General features: G+C 61.5%; 13 protein-coding genes. 6 read left to right on the top strand and 7 right to left on the bottom strand.

Annotated features, from left to right (window positions below):
- Positions 1-449 precede the first annotated feature (449 nt).
- Positions 450-1,760 (bottom strand): 3-keto-disaccharide hydrolase, encoded by a 1,311-nt coding sequence (locus FYK55_RS16925; RefSeq protein WP_150077609.1) that lies wholly within the window; start codon positions 1,758-1,760, stop codon positions 450-452.
- A 444-nt stretch (positions 1,761-2,204) separates the two neighbouring features.
- Here FYK55_RS16925 and FYK55_RS16920 point away from each other — a divergent pair, with 444 nt between their 5' ends.
- On the top strand, positions 2,205-3,785 hold the full coding sequence (locus FYK55_RS16920) for a sulfatase family protein (RefSeq protein ID WP_161604572.1): 1,581 nt from the start codon (positions 2,205-2,207) through the stop codon (positions 3,783-3,785).
- Positions 3,786-4,085: 300 nt separating this feature from the next.
- On the opposite strand, the gene rlmKL is transcribed toward FYK55_RS16920, so the two are convergent.
- On the bottom strand, positions 4,086-6,272 hold the full coding sequence (gene rlmKL / locus FYK55_RS16915) for a bifunctional 23S rRNA (guanine(2069)-N(7))-methyltransferase RlmK/23S rRNA (guanine(2445)-N(2))-methyltransferase RlmL (RefSeq protein WP_150077608.1): 2,187 nt from the start codon (positions 6,270-6,272) through the stop codon (positions 4,086-4,088).
- 317 nt (positions 6,273-6,589) lie between these two features.
- On the opposite strand from rlmKL, the gene FYK55_RS16910 reads away from it, so the two are divergent.
- The 3 genes from FYK55_RS16910 to FYK55_RS16900 all read left to right on the top strand — a co-directional run bounded on the left by FYK55_RS16910 (position 6,590) and on the right by FYK55_RS16900 (position 9,436).
- Entirely contained in the window at positions 6,590-6,859 is a 270-nt protein-coding gene (locus FYK55_RS16910; RefSeq protein WP_150077607.1) for a DUF3311 domain-containing protein, read from the top strand.
- The gene (locus FYK55_RS16905; RefSeq protein WP_150077606.1) at positions 6,856-8,454 is read left to right on the top strand and encodes a sodium:solute symporter family protein; all 1,599 of its coding nucleotides are present in this window, start codon (positions 6,856-6,858) and stop codon (positions 8,452-8,454) included. Before FYK55_RS16910 ends, FYK55_RS16905 begins: the two co-directional genes overlap by 4 nt.
- A gap of 226 nt (positions 8,455-8,680) precedes the next feature.
- Entirely contained in the window at positions 8,681-9,436 is a 756-nt protein-coding gene (locus FYK55_RS16900; RefSeq protein ID WP_235908760.1) for an AraC family transcriptional regulator, read from the top strand.
- Between the two features lie 13 nt (positions 9,437-9,449).
- Here the strand turns inward: FYK55_RS16900 and FYK55_RS16895 are convergent, their stop codons facing one another.
- The 5 genes from FYK55_RS16895 to FYK55_RS16875 form a co-directional block, all read right to left on the bottom strand.
- Entirely contained in the window at positions 9,450-10,199 is a 750-nt protein-coding gene (locus FYK55_RS16895) for an SDR family oxidoreductase (RefSeq protein ID WP_150077605.1), read from the bottom strand.
- 399 nt (positions 10,200-10,598) lie between these two features.
- Positions 10,599-12,887 (bottom strand): mechanosensitive ion channel domain-containing protein, encoded by a 2,289-nt coding sequence (locus tag FYK55_RS16890; protein ID WP_161604571.1) that lies wholly within the window; start codon positions 12,885-12,887, stop codon positions 10,599-10,601.
- A gap of 499 nt (positions 12,888-13,386) precedes the next feature.
- Entirely contained in the window at positions 13,387-14,661 is a 1,275-nt protein-coding gene (locus FYK55_RS16885) for a hypothetical protein (RefSeq protein ID WP_235908759.1), read from the bottom strand.
- Positions 14,658-16,028: an HlyD family efflux transporter periplasmic adaptor subunit gene (locus tag FYK55_RS16880; protein ID WP_150077603.1), complete on the bottom strand. Its 1,371-nt coding sequence runs from the start codon at positions 16,026-16,028 to the stop codon at positions 14,658-14,660. Before FYK55_RS16880 ends, FYK55_RS16885 begins: the two co-directional genes overlap by 4 nt.
- A gap of 111 nt (positions 16,029-16,139) precedes the next feature.
- On the bottom strand, positions 16,140-16,523 hold the full coding sequence (locus tag FYK55_RS16875) for a hypothetical protein (protein WP_150077602.1): 384 nt from the start codon (positions 16,521-16,523) through the stop codon (positions 16,140-16,142).
- Positions 16,524-17,105: 582 nt separating this feature from the next.
- Between FYK55_RS16875 and FYK55_RS16870 the strand changes: the two genes are divergently transcribed.
- Positions 17,106-20,099, top strand: a complete 2,994-nt coding sequence (locus FYK55_RS16870) for an FG-GAP-like repeat-containing protein (protein WP_150077601.1) — start codon at positions 17,106-17,108, stop codon at positions 20,097-20,099.
- Positions 20,096-23,110 carry an FG-GAP-like repeat-containing protein gene (locus FYK55_RS16865; RefSeq protein ID WP_150077600.1) on the top strand — a complete coding sequence of 1,005 codons (3,015 nt, stop codon included), beginning with the start codon at positions 20,096-20,098 and terminating at the stop codon, positions 23,108-23,110. The genes FYK55_RS16870 and FYK55_RS16865 overlap by 4 nt, the downstream gene beginning before the upstream one ends.
- Positions 23,111-23,271 lie beyond the last annotated feature (161 nt).

Here is a 23,271-nt window from a genome sequence, read left to right as displayed (position 1 = left end):
CCTTAGCTAGAAACCGCGGTCGAGCGCAAGGTCAGTTCGCGCCGTTTCGGCGGCGGTGGGGCAGGCGGAGCCTGGGGTGGCCAGGCGGAGCCTGGGGGACAGTGGGTTCCAAGGCGGGAGCCTTGGAACCAGGGGGGGCAGGAGCAGATGGAAGAGGAGCGTCTCGTTCCCGGGCTCCCGCCCGGGAACGCGATGAGGGCTGGCTCTGCCGGCTCAGTCCGACGGAGCAGGCGGAGCGTGGGGGACAGCGGGTTCCAAGGCGGGAGCCTTGGAACCAGGGGGGCAGGAGCAGATGGAAGAGGAGCGTCTCGTTCCCGGGCTCCCGCCCGGGAACGCGATGAGGGCTGGCTCTGCCAGCTCAGTCCATCGGGGCAGGCGGAGCCTGCGTTGCAGTGGGTTCCAAGGCGGGAGCCTTGGAACCAGGGGGGTGAGAAAAGATTAGCCGCGGATCACTCGGACTTGGATTCCGAGTTTTCTTTGGATGGGGCGTCCGATTGGTCGGCGGCTGCTGAGTCTTCCGAAGAGGGCCCTTCTGAGCCAGAGGGGTCTTCATCGGAGGGTTGCGGCTTGTCGTCCGATTCCTTGTCGTCCGCTTGCTTCGCTTCCTCGTCACCGCCGTCGGATTTGCTTTCATCCTTGGCTTGTTCGCCTTCGGGTTTGGGTTGCGATTCCCAGCCCACGCTGGCCGCCGCTTGCTGCTGCTGTTCGGTCGCCATCACCGGAAACTCGGCGGAGGACAGGCCCCGGTCGATGATCCAGATGTTTCGGAATCGGACCGGGTCGCCGTGGTCTTGGAACAAGATCGGCAGCAGCAGCGGCTCCTCTTGCTTGCCAGCACCGGTCTTGGTTGGCAGTGCCACGTCGTCTTGGACCTTCACACCGTTGACCCAGCTGGTGATGTGGGCGTCGCGAATTTTGGTGCCGTCGTTGGCCCATCGCGGGGCGGTGAAGCGGACGTCGTAGGTCTGCCAAGTCAATGGCGGGAAGGCCATGTTCACATCCGGCGATTTTTGGCGGTACAGCGCGCCCAAGCCGTTGAACATCCGTTCGGTCCCGAAGGAGTCCAGGATCTGGCATTCGTAGCGGCTTTGCAGATACAGCCCGCTGTTGCCGCGCGATTGTCCGTCGGCGAGGGGCATGTAGGGCAAGCGGAACTCGACGTGCAGATCGAAATCTTGGAACATGGGACGCAGCGTGGCGCCCTGTTTCAACAATCCGTTGTCGGTCCGTTGCGCGCCGACCCAGTGGTCCAAGGCCTCACCGTCGAAAAGGACCGTGGCGTTCTCAGGAGCTGGTGCGCCCAGCGTGGGGCTTTGACGCTCGATACGATCGAGCCGGCCCAGCATCTCGCCGCTGGAAGACACGATGGAGCAGCCGTCGGCGTCCACGAAGATCGCCCAGGGGCCACCCGAAAGGATCACGGACTCGCCTGAGAGGAGTCCGATCAGACGCATCGCTTCGGGTTCATGATCCGGTTGGCCGGGCAGTCCACCTTTGTACGCCATCGCTTGAAACTGGTTGCCGGCGATGGGGCGGATCTGCAACGCCAATGGTTGTGTGTCTTCACCGGATTTGATCTGACCGGCAAACTCTCCCATCAACGGAAAGCTCTTGTCGTTTTCCGGAGGCGAGGTGTAGGCCGGGCCTTTCTTGTTGTCATGCGATTGCGCGACGACGCGACCGTTGTTGGCCAAGTGCAAGGCGATCAGCAGAACCGACCAGGTGAATGCGGCAGGGACAGACAGTCGAAAAACGGCCATGGATGATGTTTGCGGTGGTGGGGGAGGTTCGGGAAGGTTTGGCGGCGGGCGGTTCGGTCCGTCGATCCAGCACGACCGGGGGACAGCGAACGGGCGTGGGAAGTTCCAACGCGGAGTGTGGAGCTTGGGGACTGGCAACGGTTTTGCCGGTCACTCCGGGCCACGGGAATGCCCGCCGTGAATGAAAATCCTAGTTCGCGGTGACGGCGACGACCACGCTGGGGGGCCGGATTTTTCCCAGGTAGACCGCCGGAGGCAGCCGATTGGCCACGTTTTCCGGCGTCCCGCCACCGTTGCGTTGAATGGGCCGGCGGCTCGAACCTCGGATCTGGTGGTCTCGGGCGTGCCAGGGGCCGGGTGTTTGTTCCGCCGCGCAGGAACGATTACGATCATGACCATCTTTCTCCCAGCCCCCTCCCGCCCCTTCCGTGTTGAAGCGACACCATGCGAACCCTGCTCCCCTTCCGAATGCTGCTGCTGGCGGCACTGTGCCTGGCTCCCGCGCTGGGCAGCCGGTTGACCGCGGCCGATGAATCTGGCCAGCCGAACATCCTGTTCATCTTCACGGACGATCACTGCACGCAGGCGCTCAGCGCGTATGACCCCTCGCGGATCACGACGCCGAACATGGATCGCATCGCGCGAGAAGGGATGCGGTTCAATCGCTGCTACGTCACCAACGGAATCTGTGGACCCAGCCGCGCGGTCATCCAGACCGGGAAGTACAGCCATTTGAATGGGTTTGTCCGCAACGGCAATCGTTTCAACGGCGACCAGCAAACGTTTCCGAAGTTGTTGCAGAAGGCGGGTTACCAGACGGCGATCGTCGGCAAGTGGCACTTGGCCAGCACACCGCAGGGCTACGACTACTACGACGTGCTGAAAGGGCAGGGGCCTTATTACAACCCGCCCATGATCACGGAAGGCTCCGACGGAAGCCCGGTCACGCGGCCGCACACGGGATACACGACGGAAATCATCACGGAGAAAACGTTGGACTGGCTGAAACAGCAGCGGGATCCCAACAAGCCCTTCATGATGATGTACCAGCACAAAGCGCCGCACCGGAACTGGCGGCCGGCACCGAAGTACCTGAACTGGTTGGACGACGTCACCATCCCCGAACCCGAAACTTTGTGGGACGACTATTCCGGTCGCACGCAATCGGCCCGACGGCAAGAGATGACCGTTCGAGAGCACTTGAACGCGAACGACCTGAAGCTGAGCGGTTACGGGAACATGAACGAAGCCCAGAAGAAGGTTTGGGACGCCGCCTACGGCGAAAAGAACAAGGCATTTGAAGCGGCGCGTTCCTCGATGAGCGAAGAGGAGATCGTCAAGTGGAAGTACCAACGCTATGTCAAGGATTACCTGCGATGCGTCAAGAGCGTCGATGATGGGATCGGCGAGGTGCTGGACTACCTGGACGAAGCCGGTTTGGCGGACAACACCGTGGTCATCTACTCGTCCGACCAGGGATGGTACCTGGGAGAGCACGGCTGGTTTGACAAGCGATGGATGTACGAGGAATCGCTTCGCACGCCGCTGTTGGCGCGGTGGCCCGGCAAGATCGCTCCGGGTTCGGTCAACGACGACATCGTCTCCAACCTGGACTTTGCCGAAACGTTCTTGGACATCGCGGGAGTGGACGTTCCCGATGACATGCAAGGACGGTCGTTGGTTCCGATCATGGAGGGCGACACGCCCGACGACTGGCGTCAAGTGTTTTACTACCACTACTACGAGAATCCGGGCGCTCACAACGTCGCCCGTCACTTCGGCGTCACCGACGGTCGCTACAAGTTGATCCACTTCTACGCCCTGGAAGGCGAGAAGATCGACGATTGGGAACTGTTTGATTTGAAGGACGATCCCAACGAGCTGCAGAGCGTTTACGGAAGCACTGACTACGCGGACGTGCAGAAACGGATGCTGGAGCAGTTGGCGGAAAAGCAAAAGCAGTTCGGCGTGCCGGCCGATACGGAATTGGGACCTCCCCGCCGAAACAATCGTCGCCGTCGCTGACCGGTTCGTGCCGCGCGCCAGAGGCGGCGAATTCGATGTAGCCACGCTCGCCAGAGCGTGGCTACGGTGCGGCCACCGTCTGGCGGCGGCTACGTCATGAAGTCGTAGCCCATCGATCAATGTCATGGGTTCTCTGCTGCACCCTCCCTCCGGGAGGGTCGCGGAGGAGCTTGCGACGACGCGGGGAGGGCTGTCCGGCACGATTGATGTCAGCGGGTTCACGAAGACACCCTCCCCAAAGGCTCGTGCCTCGCCTTTGACCCTCCCGGCGGGAGGGTGAATTTCAGAAAAGCCGCCGGTTCATTTGACGATCCTCCAGCAGCGATGGATGCGTCGGTTGCGAAAGTCTTCGGGGACCGTTTGTCGCGAGATCTCGTGGCACTCAGTGACCTCGAGCGCGTCAGCGTCAAATTTGAATCGGCGGAAGTTGGTCGAAAAGAAGATCACGCCGCCTTTGCGGACGAGCGGCAGGAGCTTGGCCAACAGCGGCAGCGCGTCGGTCTGGACGTTCCAGTCCTGCTCGGTCTTTTTGCTGCGGGAGTAGGTTGGCGGGTCGAACACGACCAGGTCGTAGCGTTCACCGGCGGGATGCTGGTCGATGAACTCCGCAACGTCGGAGGCGACGAATTGATGGCCGTCCTGTCGTTTCTCATCCAGGAAGCCGTTGACCCGCAGGTTTTCTTTGGCCCAGGACAGGTAGGTGTTGGACAAGTCCACGCTGGTCGTCTTTCGCGCCCCGCCGTCGGTCGCGTAGGCCGTGAAAGTGCCGGTGTAGGCAAACAGGTTCAAGAACCAAGTGCCCTGAGCCGCCTCGCGGACCATCGAACGCGTGATCCGATGATCGAGGAAAAGGCCGGTGTCGACGTAATCGTCCAGGTTGACCCAGAACTTCAGACCGCCTTCATTGACCAGCATTCGGTTGCCCGTCTGGTCCACTTTTTCATGTTGACCGTGGTCGCGTTGTCGAAAGCGGCGTTTGAAGTGCACGTGGTTCGGTGCGACCTCCAGCGTTTCGGCGGCGGTCCGCGCCATCAGGTCCAGCCAGTTGGCATGCTGGGCGGGGTCACGTTCATGCGGCCGTTCATACTCGGTGATGTGCAGATGATCTTCGTATCGATCGACGACCAACGGGATCTCGGGGATGTCCCGTTCGTACAAGCGAAAGCAGGTGATGCCGCGGCGTGTCGGCCACCGCCGCAAGTGTTTGGCGCGTTTGCTTAGCCGGCGGGCGAACAGTTCGGCCTGCTCGGAGGCTTTGGCGTCCAACTCGCCGAAGGCGGCCGGTCCGTCGGCGTGGGTGTACGGTTTGACCGGGGCGGCGTCGGCGGTCGTTTCCGCGGGCTCGCGCTGCTGGACGATTCGCTTGGGGCCGTGGAACTGGTAGTACGTGCACTCGATGCGACCGTTGTACAGTTTGCGTCGCCGATCGGCCGATCGGCCCACGGCGGCTTCAAACTTTGGATAGGCCGTCAGGAAGTAGTGGGACCAGGTCGGGAAACGACGCAGCACGTCGGGAAGCGAGCGATACAACGCGTCGATTTCCCGATCTTCGCCGATCCGGCGACCGTAAGGCGGGTTGGTGATCAGGCATCCGAAGCGACGCTTGCTGGTGACTTCGCTGACCGGACCGCATTGAAAGTGAATGTCGTCGCTGACATCCGCCCGCGCGGCGTTGTCGCGAGCGGCACGCAGGACGCGTCCGTCGATGTCACTGGCCAGGATGCGTTCGTCCAGCGAATCCAGTTGGCCGGCGGTTGCGTCGGATCGCAGATCGGCGATCAGTTCCGCGGAGCAATCGGGCCAGGACTCGAAACGGAACGCACGTTCGATCCCGGGGGCAATGTTCCGACCGATCCGTGCGGCTTCGATCGCGATGGTGCCGCTTCCGCAGAACGGGTCCATCAGCGGTCGGTCCCGTTTCCAGAAACTGAGCAACACCAACGCGGCGGCCAGCGTTTCTTTCAACGGGGCTTTGGAGATGTCGGTGCGGTAGCCGCGCCGGTGCAGGCTTCGTCCCGTGGTGTCGATGGTCAGCGTGGCGACATCTTTCAGCAGGGCGATGTCGATCTTGTACTTCGGCCCCGTTTCCTCCAGGGTCTCGCAGCCGTGGTCGCGTTGCATGGCATCGACGATGGCGCGTTTGACACTGCGTTGACAGGCCGGAACGCTGGACAGAACGGATTGAATCGACCGACCGGTCACCGGGAATTCCGCGTCGCGGGGCAACCAGGAACCCCAATCGATGGCGCGAACGCTTTCAAACAGTGCATCAAAGTCCGGCGCAGGAAACTCGGCCACGCGGATCAGGACGCGATCGGCACAACGCAGTTGGAGGTTGGCCAGCGCGACGGTTTTCAGATCGCCCTGAAAATGGACACGGCCGGATTGGCCGATCGTCGCCTCGATCCCCAAATCCTGAAGCTCGCGGCGGACGACAGATTCCAGTCCGAATGCGCAGGCGGCAATCAGGTCAAGGGTTGGGGGCACAGAGACTTTTTGGGCTGCGGGGTTTGGCGAAGGGGCGGCAGGCCAGCCGATTCGAGGTGATTCAACGGCAATCTGGTGCTGCTTTGTACCCGCTGTCGGATCAGAAGCCAGCAGGAGTGGCAGAGTTTCTCGCGTGGACGTTTCCAACGCGGGGCAATTCCTGTGCGTCAGTCCACGGAGTTTCCGGGCGTCAGCCGGCGAAGTTTCCGGACGTCAGACGACTCGGACCCGACTTTCGCGCCCGGTGCCCCGTTGGGTACACTCTTTGGCTGCCCGCCGACCGTTCACCTCCCTTTCCTCTCGCGACCGGATTCTCAATGAACCGATCTTCCCGCCAAGGAGCCTCTGGGGTTTGGATCATCGCCGCCCTGGTGCTGCTGCTGTTGATCTTGCACCAGGACAATTGGTTTTGGACCGATGACACGCTCGTTTTCGGTTTCCTGCCGATTGGTTTGCTGTGGCACGCCGGTATTTCGATTGGAGCCAGTTTGACGTGGGCCTTGGCGACGGTGATCGCTTGGCCGATCGATGAGGACGTCGAGCGGAAGCTGGTCGCCGAGGTCGAAGAGGACGAGGTGGCATCATGAACCATCCCGGACTCCCCCAACTGATCATCATTCTGGCCTACCTGGCGGTTCTGCTATTCCTGGGAGTGTTCTCCGGGCGGTTGTTCAAAGGAACGAAAGAAGATTATCAGGTCGCCAGCCACTCGATCGGGCCGTTCTTGCTGTTGATGAGCATGTTTGGCACGACGATGACGGCGTTCGCCCTGGTCGGCAGCAGCGGCGAAGCATTCAAGGAAGGCATTGGCGTTTACGGAATGCTGGCCAGCAGCAGCGGGATCATCCACTCGCTGTGCTTTTTCGTGATCGGCGTGAAGGTCTGGAAGATCGCCCATCACAACCATTACACCACGCAAATTGAATTCTTTCGCGATCGACTGGAAAGCGATTTCATCGGACTGCTGTTGTTCCCCATCCTGGTCGGATTGGTGATTCCCTACCTGCTGATCGGCGTGATCAGCAGCGGATCGGTCGTTCAATCGCTGACGGCCGGTCTGGCTCCGGACGCGTTTCCATCGCTCCGCCCCGATGGCAGCGTCAACATGGCGCTCAACGGCGGCATTCCCCCCTGGTTGGGATCGCTGGTGATTTGCGTCGTGGTGTTGATCTACGTCTTTTTCGGCGGGATGCGAGGGACGACTTGGGCCAACACGCTGCAGACCATCGTGTTCATGGTGTTGGGCATCGTGACGTTCTACGTGATCGCCAGCCGATTGGGAAAACAGGAAAGCCTGTTCGCAAACCTCCGCGTCCTCGCCGAGTCGGTTCCGGAGGAAAAGATCACCCGGATCGAGATGAGTAAGATGAAGTTCTTTACTTATCTTTTGATTCCGCTGTCGGTCGGCATGTTTCCGCACCTGTTCCAGCACTGGATGACCGCCCGCCGTGCCGCGACATTCAAGCTGTCGGTGATCTGTCACCCCCTGTTCATCATGATCGTCTGGGTTCCCTGTGTGCTGGTGGGGATCTGGGCAACCGGAACGCTGGTGCCTCCGAAACCACCGCTGCCGACCAACCCGAACACGATCTTGCCGTTCCTGGTGAAGACTCAAACCGGGATGGTGTTGGGAGGATTCTTGGCCGCCGGGATTCTGGCGGCGATCATGAGCAGTCTGGACAGCCAGTTCCTGTGCATCGGAACGATCTTCACCAACGACGTGCTGACGCACTACAAGGGCAAGGAGAACGTGACCGACAGCCAGCAGGTTTTGTACACGCGGTTGTTCATCATCGGCATTGTTGCGGTGACGTACTTTTTAAGTTTGGGCAACGTCCGCAGCGTGTTCGCGATGGGCGTTTGGTGTTTCAGCGGGTTCAGTGCGCTGTTCCCGATCGTGTTCGCAGCTTTGTACTGGCGAGGCTTGACCGCCGCGGGTGCGATCAGCGGGATCTGCGCGGCGATCGTCAGCTGGTGCATCCTGTTTTTCCAAGCGATGCAACAGGACGCCCTGCGAACGTTCGTGCTGAAGCTGCCTTTCGGCGGAGAAGAATACGAAGTCATGCCGGTCGTGGTGATGCTGCTGAGCTCACTGATCACCATGATCGTGGTGTCGCTGGTGACTCCCAAACCGAGCGACGCCACGCTGGCACGGTTCTTCGACGATCCGGAAGTGGCTTAGTGGGTGGCAAAGCGTTTGCGGTGAAACGCGTGCAACCGCTCGCCAAAAACGTGCCTCTCTAGAATTCACCCTCCCGCTTGCGGGAGGGTCAAAGGCGAGGCACGAGCCTTTGGGGAGGGTGTCTTGAACAACCAGCTGAGATCAATGCCCCCAGACGGGCCCTCCCCGCGTCGTCGCGAGCTCCTCCGCGACCCTCCCGCAAGCGGGAGGGTGAAATAAAATCCTGATGCCGAATCCCGCTCCGCCGATGATCGCTGAATTGCTCGGCCAACTGGAGGCACCGTTCACTGGGGAGGAGTTGTTTGACCATTTGTCCGACATCGTGTTCTTCATCAAAGGAACGCGTGGCGAATACCTGGTCGTCAATCAAACGTTGGTCCTGCGGTGCAACGTCGCCAGCAAACAGGAATTGCTTGGCCGAACCGCGACCGAAGTGCTACGGCCTCCCTTGGGCGAAGGGTTCGCAGAGCAGGACCGGCAAGTGCTTCGCACGGGACAAGCCCTGGTGTCCCAATTGGAGCTACACGTTTACCCGACGCGGGACGTGGGATGGTGCTTGACCACCAAGTTGCCGTTGCGGCGCAAGGACGGATCGATCGCCGGGCTGGTTGGCGTTTCCCAAGATTTGCGTTTGCCGGATTCTGGGGGTGACGAATACGAGCACATCGCCGACGTCGTCGCGTACGCCGATCGCAACCTGGCCGAGGCGCCCTCGGTGGAACGCCTGGCCGAGGTGGCCGGGATGTCCCGCTACCAGTTGGACCGGCGGATGCGGCGGATCTTCGGGCTGACCACTGGCCAGTGGTTGTTGCAGCGCCGCATCGACCGGGCGCAGCGGGCCTTGCGACAAACCGACTCGCCGATCGCTTCGATCGCGATGGATGTCGGCTACGGTGATCAGAGCGCGTTCACCCGGCAATTCCGCCGCACGACCGGGATGTCGCCCCGCGACTATCGCCTGGCCGGCCGGTCGGAGGACTGACGGCGGACGTCGCTCAAGCGGGGTCTTCTTGCATGTCGGCCTCCACCACGTTTTCGGCGAAGGGCTGGTAGGGCTGGCTGAACTGCTTGGCCATCGTGTCCGGCCAGGCGTGGAAATCATCGTTCTCCAAGGCCGCGAAGATCGCGTCGGCAACCAACGACGGCGGTTCGGCAATCTCATCCAGCCCGGCCTGGTGTCCCATGTCTGTTGCGATCGGTCCCGGATGGACACTGACGACCTGGGTGCCCTGGGCGCCCAGCTGATCTCGGAGCGCTTGGGTGAGCGAGTAGGCGGCGGCTTTGGAGGCCGAGTACGTTGCAAAATCGCTGAACGATTTCATCGAGGCGACACTGTTGAGCTGTACGAACGCCGCTTCGGGACGTGACGCCAGCACCGGAGCAAACGCCTGCGCCACGCGGAGCAGTCCGAAGACGTTGACATCCAGTTCGAATCGCAACGCATCGATCGCGTTCTCGCTGAGCGCCGGTTCGGTTTTCAGCACGCCGGCATTGTTGATCACCAGATCGACGTCGCCGGCCTGAGTGGCGGCCGCACGGATCGACGCTTCGTCGCTCAGGTCCACCCGGATCGGGACGACTTTGTCGCCTGCCTGTGCCACCAACGGCTGGGCGGAATCCAGGTCACGCACCGCGGCGTACACTTTGGCGGCACCCCGCTGCAGGGCGCCTTCGACGATCGCACGCCCAATGCCTCGGTTGGCTCCGGTGACCAGGACGTTTTTGTTTTCGACGTGAAATGCCATTTGGGAGTCTCCAGATTGCGGGTGGATTTTCGATGAACCCTTTGCAGTAAGGTCGCTTCAGACAATACCCGTCCCGGGAAGCTGGCTTACAGCCGGCGGGAGGAAAAAACGGTTCGGGTAGGGACAGGCGGAGCCTGGTTGGCAGCGGGTTCCAAGGCGGGAGCCTTGGAACCAGGAGGCCAACTCGTTCCCGGGCTCCGGCCCGGGAACGTCCTGGATGGCTGGCTCTGCCAGCTCTCTCGGCGGGCGGGCGCGTCGGGCGGAGCCCGACCTGTAGCGGGTTCCAAGGCGGGAGCCTTGGAACCAGGGGGTCGACTCATTCCCGGGCTCAGGCCCGGGAACGTCCTGGATGGCTGGCTCTGCCAGCTCTCTCGGCGGAGTCGTGGTGGACCGAACGCGTCAGGCGGCGTGGCGTCCGGTACCGTGGGCCAGGCCGGGAGCGGGATGATCCGCCAGGCGGACTTCGACCGGGGATTGGATGTCCAGATGGACGTCGCGTTGTGGAAAGGCGATCACGATCGAGCGTTCCCGAAACGCCTCGTCGATGGCAACGCGGAGTTCGCTGCGGACCTTGGCGGCGTCCATCATTTGCCGCATGTGGATCCAGAAGTGCGCTTCGAAGGCCAGCGAGTTGTCGCCAAAGTCTTGAAACAGCACGATCGGTTCCGGGGCGCGGAGCACGCGCGGATGGGCGTCGATCACCTGCCGCAATGTGCTGAGCACTTCTTTGACCGGGGAACCGTAAGCAACGCCGACGCAAACGCTGGTGCGGATCCGAGTGTCGGAGAGCGTCCAGTTCGTCACGTTGTTTTCCAGGAACCGGCTGTTGGGGACCAGGATTTCCAGGTTGGCCCCGGTTCGCACCCGCGTGCTGCGCGCTCCGATGTTGGTGACGTTGGCGTCGATGCCGTCGACATTGACCAGATCGCCGACGCGGATCGGACGTTCGGCCAGCAGGATCAAGCCGCTGATGAAGTTGTTGATCAGGTTCTGGCTGCCGAAACCTAAACCGATCGCGACCGCACCGCCCAAAAACGCAAACACGGTCAGCGGGACGTTGACCAGGTCCAGCGAAAGCAGGACCAGAGCCGTCAACATCGCGTAAAACGAAAGGGTTCGGAACACCGAGATGGCGGCTTCGCTCAATCCGAACCTTGGCAACAGGCGTGATGCCAACAACGTGGCGAGCGCGCGGCTGAACAGGTAACCCAAGAACAACAGCGTCAGACCGAACACGATTTTTCGAACGGTGATCGGTTCATCGTCGATTGACGTCAGTTCGTATTCCCACGCCGCGAGCAAGCCTCCCAGGGCCAATTGCGTCCAGTCGGCAAGCGAGAATTGCCGCTGTGTTGCTTCCAGGTCTTCGATGAATCGATCGATCAACCGCCCACCGTTGGTGGCCAGGGCCTGGATGCTGCCGTAAATGCCGACCATGTGCTTCAATTCGTCGACCTGACGCGCGGCGGCGGGGGCCACCGACTGGGTCGTCCCGATCACCTCGGTGCCGCCGATGGCGATCAGCTTTTCTTGACGCTGACGGTTTCGCAGTTGGATCGTTTCGGCGATGTGGGCGATCCGGCGTTTTGCTTGACGCGTCTCCTCCAGCCATGTCGCGATCTCTTCTGCCGTGGCGATGCCGGCGGCCAATTTGTAACGCCGCCGCCAACACTCCTTGATCAGGTTGGCTTCCGAAAGCGTTTGCTGCAGCAGTTTTGATTCTTCGTGCGCGACCTGATAGGTGGTCGCCGCGGTGTCGTCCGATCCGGCGGCGTGCGGGTGCATGGCGCGACGCAGTCGTATCTCGGCCTGGTCCAGCTGTTGTCGAAGTTGATCTTCCAATTCATCGATGCGGGCCAGCCGTTCGTTCAATTCGGCCTGCGTCATGATGAATCGCCCCGCGTACGCCGCAACCACCGCTTCCAACTGCGTGACCGATTGCTTTGCCGCAGCGACTTGACCGGCATCAAGCGAGACCTGTTCGCGATGCAATTCGCATCGGCTGGAGAGCAGTTGGCTTTCCAGCATCGCCAGCGATCGTTGACGCTGCAAACGGGCCCGCTGCGGCGCGACGCTGGATTCGATTTGGTCATTCAGCCTGCGCCGAAGCTGTTCCGATTCCAGAAGCTGGCGTTTGGCAAGTGTCAGCAGGTTCTTTTCTGCCTGCCATTCATTTTCGATCGCGAGCAATTGGGATCGCAGGGATGCCAGCCGATCGCGAAGCTGATCGTATTGCAGATACGTGGCGGGAGGGTCGTCCTCGAGACGGAGTCCCGTGTCGGGTGGGGTGCCGGCATTTCGAAGTTCATCGCGGACCAATTCGCGTTGCGCGGCGACCAGTTCGATTTCTTCCCACAACCGAAGTTCGTCGATCAAATCAGTGGGGGCGGTCGAGCCGGCGGTGCGGTGCGCCTCGATCGCGGCACGCACACGATCTGCATTCTGCCGGGCCGTTCGCTGTTGCGTTTCCAGATCGACGCTGTTTTCGGCGTCCGGTTGGGAACGTTCGGCGGACTCGGAAACGGCTGCGCGCTGAGCTCCCGGCAGCAACGCGATTTCGGCGGATTGCGTCCAGCCGTGAACCGGTGGCCCGATGAGTAAGTATCCCAATGCCAGCAAAGCCAACCCGTCGAGCCGCCGGATGGTTGGCCGTGCGATGAATTTGGTCAGGCGAGCAATTCCATCCATGGAACGGTCCGTCGATGTCGTTTGAGTGGACTGCGTTGGCGAGGCGGATGAACCAAGGAGCATTGGGTTTTGACGCCAGCGTCGGCCATTGAATCGAATTGCCCTGGCCGAGGGAAGATCGGTTTGGCCGAGTGGGAAGGGGAGGGGAGAGGAGGGGAGTGCTGGCGGAGCCAGCGTGCAGTGCGTACCCGGGCGGGAGCCCGGGCACGAGGTGGGCAGACGCACATCCTGGTTCCAAGGCTCCTGCCTTGGAACCGACTGTGTTGCCGGCTCTGCCGGCTGGTTTGGACTCGGGGGCTGGCGGAGCCAGCGTGCAGTGCGTTCCCGGGCGGGAGCCCGGGCACGAGGTGGGCAGACGCACATCCTGGTTCCAAGGCTCCTGCCTTGGAACCGGCTGTGTTGCCGGCTCTGCCGGCTGGTTTGGAGGGGAGTGCTGGCGGAGCCAGCTTGCAGTGCGTTCCCGGGCGGGAGCCCGGGAACGAGGTGGAGCAGGCTTTCTCTACTGCGGCTGGCAGCGATGCAGCGTCATCAACGCGAAGGCGGTGCCGTAGGGTCGGTGGTAATCGTACAGCGGGTAATCCCACCAGCAGCCGTTCTTTTCCTGACGCTCCAGCATCAGCTTGGTCAACATCGCCTGGAACGGAGCACGCTCCTCCGGGGGCAGCAGCTGCAGGCAGACTGCACCGTAGTAGTGACCGAAGAAGTAAAAGTAGCCGGCCACCTGCATCCAGGATTCGTGTGGCACCGGTCGTTTGCGACCGATGTCCAGCCAGCCGTTGCGGACGTACAGCCGATACAGCCAGGTTTGAATCACGTCATCGCTGATCGATTCGTCGCCCCACAACCGCAACGCCGCGTTGCAGCACTGGGACCGCCCCAGACTGCCTCCGGGTCGGTTGATGCCACGCGCCGGGCGGTACTTCAGGTACTCCCCGTACAGGTAGCTGAAATCGGGTTTCTTCTGACGCTGCGTGGCAGCGACGGCCCGCTGCACCATGCGCTGGGGCGGTTCGATTCCGATGTCGCGTGCTTCGGCCAGAGCGACCAGCACGGCGCCGTTGACGAAGCTGATCGAATCCGATGTCGGTTGGTTGGCCTGGTAACGAAAGTCGTAGTACCCCCAACCTCCGTCGACCGACTCGTAACGCTGCAACCTGTCGAACTGAGTGCGAATCAGTTCGACAATCTCGGCCTGTTTGGATTCGTTTCCATCGTACCGACGATGCAGCTTGGCCAGTGCCGCGACGGCGTACGCGTGACCCCAGACGTTGTAAATCGCGTCCCCGTTGGCGCGACGCAGATTTCGGATGTGGTCATACAACCAGTCTTCGGCGCGGCGAATTGTTTCCTGGGTCCGTTCGTCATCGGGGGCGACTTCGAGCAAGGCCGCCAGGCACAGGCAGCTGGTCCCGGCGCGAAAGGCGTGGTGGGCCCCCGGCACCGGGGCGTAGATGTTCAGACCCTTGGTTCGGGTGGCCGATCCCCAGGACCCGTTCGGGTTCTGGTCGTCGATCAAGAACTGGACGCCCCGATCGATGGCCGACTGGATCTCGTCGGGCGGAGTTGTGGCGACGTCCGGCAGCGGCCGAACTTCTCCGTCGATCGTGATCGTGCCTGGTTCCGTCGCGCCCGCGTCCTGCGCAACTGTGTCCTGCGCGTTGGTGTCTTGCACTACCGCGTCTTGCCCGACGGCTTGAGTCAGGGGCAGCAGTGCCAACAGCAGCGGGGCCAATGCGGGCAGTGCGATCCGGTGGAGTGGGCGGTCGCAGGTCATGAATCGTCTCGGTCATTTGATGGGTCGTCGTTCGACTCTTCCGAAGGTGACTCTTCGGATGTCGACGAATCGTCCTTCGGATCGCCACCGTCTTGATTGTCGGCGTCCTTCTCTTCGGCGGACTCTTCTTCCGTACCGGGAAACGTCACTTCACAGCCCATGGTTGGATTGATGTGATCGGGCGTTTGACCCTGCAGCGACACCAGGCAGTCGAATTTGCCGGGCAGGAACGGGACCTCGGCAACCGATTGGACTTTGCCGGTCAGCGTTGTGTCGGGCAAGCCCTTGGGCACGACTTGGCAGGTTTTGGCCTGCCGCGCCACGGCCAGATGTTGTTCGGGCAGATCGATTCGGACTTGGATCTTTCCGGGGCCGACGATGGTCGCCAGAACCTGGTTGGGGCTGGCGGACGTCCCTTCCTTCAGGTTGACCGGCTTGGCGGGCAGCACGCCCCGGGTCAGGGCGCCGTGCAAAAAGATTCCGTCCATGTCGGCCTTCAAGACAACGGCTTTGCGTTCGGCCCGCATCTCTTCCACCTTCTCGGATTGTTCCTCCAGTTCCGTCCGTTTGCGTTTGATTTCCAGTTCTCGCTTGCGGCGCGCGTTGTCCAGGTCCTGGTTGGACTTCTTGAATTCCATCAAGGCCCGGGCCAACGTTTCTTCCTGGTCAGCGTCGTTGCGAGGGATCGTTTGTTTGATGGTCCGATCGGTTTGAATGCTCGTCCGTTGCAATGAAAACTCGGCGGCCTCGACGGCGCGTTTGGCGCGACGCAACACGATCTCCTCGGACTGTTCGGTCAAGTCATCCTCTTCATACATCTGGGTCAATTGTTCGTATTCTTCCTTGGCGCTCTCCAGCGAGAACTCGGCATTCTTGAGCGAGAACTTGGCCTGCTCGATTTGTTGCTCGCGGTCGACCTTCTGGTAATTGTCATAGGCTTGTTGGGCTGCATCGCGTTTGCGTTCGGCGGCTTGCTTGTCCAGCTTCAGTTGCTCCAAGAACTGCGTGTGGTCAAACTCATCGGCTTCCAGTGCGAGTTCGGCGAGCCGTCGTTCGTGTTCCGCTTTCTTCAGTGACTTGTCCAGCGGTTCGGTTTCGAACCAAATCACCGCTTGGCCCTGTTTGACTTCGGTCCCGTGCGGCAGGACGCGTTCGATCTTCAATTCGGTCAGGTGTTCATTGGCGGCAGCGACCTCGGACTGTCGCGTCGATTGGAAGACGCCGTCGACCTTGACGGATTTGGCTTCGGTGTTCGGTGACGGGTCTTCCGCGATCGCCGGCGCGGCGATGACCAGCAGGAGCCAGGCGAACAGCAGACGCCCGGCGGGACGCAGGCAATGGGGCGGACGGACGTGGGAGAGTTCCATGGGACGGCTCGTGGTGCGGACAGCAAGTTGCGATGGGAGATGGGGCGTTGCCACTGCAGTCGACGACAACGTGGGCTTTCCATCGTACATCAAACCGTCGGACGGTTTGGTTCAGCGGCGGCCGATCAGAACCTGGTTGACTTCCGTCGGCGACAGGTCCGTCCACTGTGGCATCAAGCCGGTGCCGGAGTGGACTAGCGTCCAGACCAGCCACGTCGCTGAGGCGGCCATCACGCCCAAGGCGATCAACGGATGGAGCAGTTTAAAGATCGAGAGGTCGTCGGGCGGCTCAAAGTCCCGCGTCCAGTCTCCGCCCGTGTTTTGAGCCCCGCGGCGGAGCCACTCGATGCGACGAAATCGCGGCTGGCCATCCGTCGCCAGCCAGTAGCAGGCCTGCGGAAATTCCGCGCGGGCGAGGAACGGCTCCACCGCCGATTGGGAATGGCTGAAGGTGTATCCGGCCTGATGGGCCCGTCGTTGGAGAGGGATTGCCATTGTGACGCCGTCCATTGTGGGGAAATGGAAGCAGGAGGCGATGAGCATCCTGTCGGCAAACCGGGCCCAGGAAATCGACTCTCGACGACGTTCCAAAGCGCCGGTGATTGCAGAGGATCTCGCGTGGTCACCTACCCCTTGGTGTAACCGCTGGCGCGGTGCGGGTGGTGGAGAAACCGCTAAACTGGGAGATTTTTTGCCATGGCACCCAAGATTCGGTCAAACGTGTGCCGCTCTCCGAGCGAGAAAAAGAGGTGCGTTTCTGAAATTCACCCTCCCTCCGGGAGGGTCAAAGGCGAGGCACGAGCCTTTGGGGAGGGTGTCTTAAAGCACCAGCGGAAATCCATGGCGCCGGACAGCCCTCCCCGCGTCGTCGCAAGCTCCTCCGCGACCCTCCCGGAGGGAGGGTGAAGCAAAGCTGCACGCCCTCCGGGCTTCGAGAGACGGTTATTTGTCGCGCTTGATGCGTAACGGAGGGCTCGATTCCGACATTGGTGCTTGCGGTGCTTTAAACTACCGTACGCATCGACCGGGTGGTGTCGGTTTCTGAATCTTCACGTTTCAACGGAGCGCGGTTGACTTGTGAGTCGAGTTTGTGGCTGGTTCCTCGTGATGGTGGCCGTGGCCGAAATCGGTTGTGGCCGCGTCGAACCGTCTTCCGATCGCGTTCGTGACGGTGTTCACGATCGGGCCGGCTGGTCCGAAACCGCTTCGCCGGGGCAACGTCTGGATCCGGAGGACCTGGTGACCACTGCCCGGCTGCAGATGTCGCGGGGACAGTATGCTCAGGCCGGGCAGGTGGTTCAGTCTCTGTTGGCGGAAGACCCGAACCATGCCGACGCGTTGGAAATCGGGGGTCAGATTGCGGAGCATTTTGGCAAGTCCGCGCGGGCGATCGAGTTTTACGAACGCTCGATCGCCGGTGCCGACCAACCGTCCTCGGAGTTGTTGGACCGGTTGGGGCAGCAGTACATGAATGTCGGGCGGCCGTTTGAGGCGTTGCAGTCGCTACGAAAGGCCGTCGACGCGTCTCCGGAAGATGCCCAGCTTCGAGAAAAGCTGGTGGGGCTGTTCTGTGCGTTGGCGCTGCAACGGCAGAGTGCGCCCCACCTGAAGTGGCTGATTCAACACGGCCACGGCAACATCGGGCTGCTGGTGATCCTCTCCGATCTCCGACGCCCCCAGACGGTGAATACGACGTGCGAGTATGCGCTGGAGCACTCTCCGGACGATCTGCGACCGAAGTACTCCTTGGCGTGTCTTCCGGCTTATCACGGAAAATGGAATGAGGTGGTCGATGACCTGGCATCGGTGGTCGATCGCCATCCCGATTTCACACCGGCGCAGGGGCTGCTCGGTCGAGCGTTGGTCGAAACGGGCGATTGGGATGCGGTGGAGCGTTGGATGGAAGGCATCCCCCGGGAAGTGGAAGATGAGCCACAGTATTGGATGGCGCTCGGCTCACGGGCGGAACATCGCAACGACCTCTCTGCGGCCGCGCGGGCCTACTGGCGGGCGGTCGAGCTGAATGAAAACGACGGGGAGGCTTTGGCGCATTTGGCCGCGACGCTGGCGGAGCTTGGACGCAGCGAGGATTCCCGTTTGGCGGCCAAGCGGGCCAGCAACATCACGTCCCTTCGCGAAGCGGTCGATTCGCTTTTGTCCTGGCGGAACAATTCGCAGTCGGCCGCAGTCGACGTTGCGCTCGCACTGGAGGACTTGGGACGAAAGTGGGAAGCAACGGCGTGCCTGCAAGCGGCATTTCGCATGACGCAAAACAAAGATCCGCGACTGGACGAAGTTTACAAACGCGTTCGGTCGACTTTGACGGGGCGGACACCCTGGCAGTCGGAAGAGCAATTGGTCGCGGCCAATCTGGATCTGTCGGATCTTTCCCGTGACACTGAATTGCCAGCGGAGGAAGGTCACCGACCAGGCATGATTGCGGCGTGCGGGCAACGGATTCAGCTGGTCGACCGAGCCGCCGAAAGAAACTTGGATCACGTCTGCCGCATCGGGAAGGTCAGCGGCGATCAGGCGGGGCTGGCGATTTACCAGTCCGGCGCCGGCGGCGCCGGTGTGATTGACTACGACCTGGACGGATGGCCCGATCTCTACCTGACCGAAATGGACGGTCAACCGCGCGCATCGGACTCCAGCGCCAATGAGCTGTATCGAAACCTCGACGAGCGGTTCGTGCGCCAGACCGGTCTTGCGGACGTTGGTGACCAGGGGTTCGCCCAGGGCGTCACGGTGGGAGATTACAATGCCGACGGGTTCCCGGATCTGTTGGTGGCAAACATCGGGACGAATCGACTCTATCGAAACAACGGTGACGGGACGTTCCGGGATGTCACCGACCAGGCCGGGCTTTCGGGGAAAGAATGGACGACGTCGTCCGCGTTGGTGGACTTGGATGATGACGGTCACGCCGATCTGTTCCAAGTCAGTTACTGCGGCGGCGAGGCGCCCTACCACCAGCAATGCATGGATCCCGAAGTCGGGCAACCGCGTTCCTGCAATCCGCTGGCATTCGATGCGGAACCCGATCGGGTGTGGCGTGGGCAAGGGGATGGCACGTTCGTCGACGCCACTTCCCAATGGCTGGGTGAGCATCAACCGGGGCGTGGATTCGGTCTGGTGGTCGGGCAGTTGGACAAGCAAGGGAGTTTGGATGTGTATGTCGCCAACGACATGACCGCAAATCATTACTGGTCACGGGACGCCGAATCGGATGCCTGGCGATTTTCCGAACAAGCCATGCTCCGCGGGTTGGCCGTCAATGAACGCTCGCTGTCGCAGGCTTCGATGGGAATCGCGGCCGGCGACGCTGACCAGGACGGAGACGTGGATTTTTTGTTGTCCCATTTCTCGGGTGATCACAACACGTTCTACGAACAGGTCGGCCAGGGCACGTGGGCGGATCGATCGCGTCGTGTCGGGCTGGCCGCGCCGTCACAGCGGATGCTGGGGTATGGGACCCAGTGGGTGGATCTCCAAAATGATGGCAGTCCCGAGCTGGTGGTGGCCAACGGCGATATCGATGACTTTACCCACAAGGACCGTTTTTTCCGTCAACCGGTGCAACTGTTTGACCGGGGGCCGGATGGTCGCTGGAACGAGCTCACCGGTGGGCAGTTGGGGGAGTACTTCGCCCGTCAGCATTTGGCCAGAGCGGTTGTTACCTGGGACGCCGATCGCGACGGCAGGACCGATCTGTTGATCACGCACCTGTTTGAACCGGTCAGTCTGTTGAGCAACGAGACCGAAACGGAATGTCGGCGGAGTCGATTCTTTTTGAAAGCGACCAGGTCGCACCGCGATGCCATTGGTGCCGAAGTGAGCTTGCAGATTGGCGATCGCCGGTTGGAAGGCCAGCTGTTGGCCGGGGACGGATTCCAGTGTTCCAATGAACGCTGCGTCAGTTTCGGCGTCGGTTTCGTCGATCGGATCGACCAGCTGACGGTGCGCTGGCCGAGTGGTTGGACCGAACGGTTTGGTGCGACCGATTCGGGACACGATGTGTTGTTGATCGAAGGGGCGGGCGAGCCGTTCCGCATGGATGCTGCCCGATGAGAATCACGCACTGCCCGCCCGAGATTGGCAGGCCACTCGACGCACCTTCGCGGCCCGCAGTTTCGCGCGGATGGGTGCCGGCAATTCTGCTTTGCATCGGGATTCTGTTTGCCGGATGTGATCGAAGTCGCCCGTCAGAGGACTTGGCAAAACCGGTGACGGCCGAGTCAACGTCGGAAAATGACACGCCGTCGAAATTTCAGACCGCCCTGCAATTGCAACAGCGGGGCAATTATCGCGAGGCGTTGTCGGTCGTTCAGGCGATCTTGATTGAATCGCCGCAAGATTTGCGGGCATCCCAACTTGCCATGGCGCTGCACGATCAGATGGGGCAGAACTGCGAGGCGGCCGCGATTGCGGAGTCTTTGGCGGAGACCGGAGAATTTGATCCGGCCGCGGTGCTGTTGCGCGCCTTCGACTGGTATTTGCGATGCGGCGACTACGCAGCGGCGGAGAAAAGTTTGAGGCGCGCCGTTGAGCTGATGCCGGACGACGTCCAGGTCCATCGATCGCTGGCGGAATTGTTGAACGCGCAGGGGCGCCGTCTGGAGGCCAGCGAACACATTCGCGAGTTGATCCGGTTGAGAGCGATTCGGCCGAACGAGATTCTGAGTTTGATTGACCTTCGCGGTCCCTTCGCACTGGCGTCCTTTGATCAAATCGTCGACGCGTCCCAATTGACCCTGTTCTCACTCGGGAAGGCCCGCCACAGCTACGAAGTCGCGAAGGGGGATTGGCAGCAGATTCTTGATCGTTTGCAGCAGCTGACCCAAAAGTTTCCCGACAGCACCTCGGCGGCCGCGTTTCGCAGTCGACTGCTAGTCGAACGCGGACAGTTCGACACGTTCGCCGAATCGATTGATCAGTTGCCCGAGGGAATCGAAGAGCAGCCGGAGTACTGGAATGCGGTGGGGCGATGGATGGCGCACCAGGAGCGACATCGCGAAGCGGTGCGGGCCTACGGGGAAGCCCTGCGCCGCGATCCGACCGACCGCCAGTCGCTACGAGAGATGATCGGATCGTTGGAATCGCTGGACGGCCAGGATCGGGCGGCCGAGCTTCGCAAGACGCTGGCCGATTTGGACAAGATTTTTCGGATTGCCAAGGACGCCGACCCGGAACAAGCTCGCTGGATCTCCAACACGCTGCAGGAGTTGACGCGTCCTTGGGAGTCGGCGGCGTGGTGGATGTACGCCGCGCAGATGTCGGGCCAGCTTCAACAGCAGATTCCCGAATTGAACCGTCGAGCCGCCATGATAACCGCATGGGAGCAAGGCGCCGCGAAGGAACGAATCGCGGAGGCGCGACTCCGGAAAATGCTGGGCTTTGATCTCGCTTCGTGGCCGCTGCCGGAATTGGATGTGGCTCTGGCGCGACAAGTCCCTTCTGCACCGGAGATCCGCGAAGGCCTGCGGTTTGAGGACGTCGCCGCGGCCTCGGGAATCCGCACCCGCTTTCAAGGTGGCTACACCGGCGGCGGAGCCATGTACGCCTACCAGATCAACGGTGGCGGTCTGGCCGTGATCGACTATGACCTGGATGGTGTCAGCGATTTGTATGTCGCGCAGTCCGGCGGCGTTCCGAATGATTCCGATGGTTCGGAACCGAATCAATTGTTTCGCGGGTTGGACCGTGACTCATTTGTCGAAACCACCCAGGCTTCCATGGCGGGTGACCGGGGCTACTGCCAGGGAGTGTGCGCTGGCGATGTCAATCAGGATGGCTTCCCCGACTTGTTGGTCGGCAACATTGGCATCAACCGGGTTTACTTGAACCAAGGCGACGGAACGTTCTCCGCGGCCGAGCATTTGATCTCGGATGTCCGCCCCGAATGGACTTCATCGATAGCGGTCGCGGATGTGACCGGCGATCACTTGCCGGAAATCATCGAAATCAACTACATCGATGACCCCGAGGCGTACAAAGTTCGCTGCGAGGATGATCATTTGCTCTGTCAGCCCCAACGTTTCAATCAAGCCGCCGACCGAATTCTACGTGGCTTGCCGGACGGCCGCTTCGAAGTGTGGCAGGCAATGACAGGCCCGCTGACCGAAGCACCGAAGTTGGGATTTGGGACGGTGATTGCCAACTTTGATCGCCAGAATGGCAATGACTTTTTTGTTTCCAACGATGGAGACCTGAACCACTACTGGACCAGCCAGTCCGGCCGTGATTCGTCCGGTTCGACGTACACATTGGTCGAATCGGCGGGGATCCGCGGCTGCAGCGTCGGCCGCGACGGCAACAGCCAGGCTTGCATGGGCATCGCCGCGGGAGATTTCGACCGCGACGGGACCTTGGACTTGCACGTCACCAATTTTCGTGATGAACCGGTCAATCTGTTCAAACAGACGGAGTCCGGGTTTTTCTCCGACCAGGCGGATGCCTACCAGTTGGTGGAACCGTCGTTTGGCGTGTTGGGCTTTGGCACCCAAGCCGCGGATTTTGACAACGACGGTTGGCTGGATCTGGCGGTGTTGAATGGTCATGTTTACGACGCCAGGCCCGACGGTTTGCCGTTTCAAATGAAGCCGCAATTGTTTCGAGGCAAGGCGGGGGCGTTCGTCTTGCAGGATGCGGCCGCGGCCGGTCCGTTTTGGCAAACCGAGGCGCTGGGACGAACGCTTGCCCAAGGTGATTTCAATCGGGATGGGCGAATGGACCTGGTGGCCAGCCACTTGGATCAGCCGATCGCCTTGTTGCAGAATCGCTCGGAGGCCCAGCATTGGGTCCAGCTGGAACTGATCGGTGTGACCAGTGAACGCGACGCGATCGGCGCGGAAGTTCGCGTCCGTTCCGAGGGGCAGCAGTGGACCGGATGGGTGACCGGTGGCGATGGCTTGGCGTGCACGAACGAAGCCGTGGTGCACATCGGGTTGGGGCAGACCAAGGTGATCGACCAGATCCAGGTGCATTGGCCCAGCGGCAGTGTGCAGCAGTTTGTCGACGTCGACATTGACCGCCGCTACCTGGCGATCGAGAACTCAGGAACGCTGGTCGCTCGGCCTTAGGCTGTCGTCCCTTCGGGACTGGGGGAGTGCGGAGGTCGCTATCCGGCGGGCAAGCCCGCCGGCATTGGTCTGTCGTCCCTCCGGGACTGGGGCCATCACAGGCCCGGAGGGCCGAAAGCTCCCTGCCGGTGGGCTTGCCCACCGGTCAGAGTCCACCACCA

It is taken from the genome of Roseiconus nitratireducens (assembly GCF_008629675.1).
In the GTDB taxonomy this organism is placed as follows: Bacteria; Planctomycetota; Planctomycetia; order Pirellulales; family Pirellulaceae; genus Stieleria; species Stieleria nitratireducens.
The sequence above is the reverse complement of the archived record's forward strand: the minus strand, read 5'-3'. Positions and strand labels throughout refer to the sequence as shown.

Bases quoted from the DNA above. Each gene is read 5' to 3' on its own strand.
- FYK55_RS16925 (WP_150077609.1), bottom strand. From the start codon at position 1,760: ATGGCCGTTTTTCGACTGTCTGTCCCTGCCGCATTCACCTGGTCGGTT.
- FYK55_RS16920 (WP_161604572.1), top strand. From the start codon at position 2,205: ATGCGAACCCTGCTCCCCTTCCGAATGCTGCTGCTGGCGGCACTGTGC.
- FYK55_RS16910 (WP_150077607.1), top strand. From the start codon at position 6,590: ATGAACCGATCTTCCCGCCAAGGAGCCTCTGGGGTTTGGATCATCGCC.
- FYK55_RS16905 (WP_150077606.1), top strand. From the start codon at position 6,856: ATGAACCATCCCGGACTCCCCCAACTGATCATCATTCTGGCCTACCTG.
- FYK55_RS16900 (WP_235908760.1), top strand. From the start codon at position 8,681: ATGCCGAATCCCGCTCCGCCGATGATCGCTGAATTGCTCGGCCAACTG.
- FYK55_RS16895 (WP_150077605.1), bottom strand. From the start codon at position 10,199: ATGGCATTTCACGTCGAAAACAAAAACGTCCTGGTCACCGGAGCCAAC.
- FYK55_RS16890 (WP_161604571.1), bottom strand. From the start codon at position 12,887: ATGGATGGAATTGCTCGCCTGACCAAATTCATCGCACGGCCAACCATC.
- FYK55_RS16885 (WP_235908759.1), bottom strand. From the start codon at position 14,661: ATGACCTGCGACCGCCCACTCCACCGGATCGCACTGCCCGCATTGGCC.
- FYK55_RS16880 (WP_150077603.1), bottom strand. From the start codon at position 16,028: ATGGAACTCTCCCACGTCCGTCCGCCCCATTGCCTGCGTCCCGCCGGG.
- FYK55_RS16875 (WP_150077602.1), bottom strand. From the start codon at position 16,523: ATGGCAATCCCTCTCCAACGACGGGCCCATCAGGCCGGATACACCTTC.
- FYK55_RS16865 (WP_150077600.1), top strand. From the start codon at position 20,096: ATGAGAATCACGCACTGCCCGCCCGAGATTGGCAGGCCACTCGACGCA.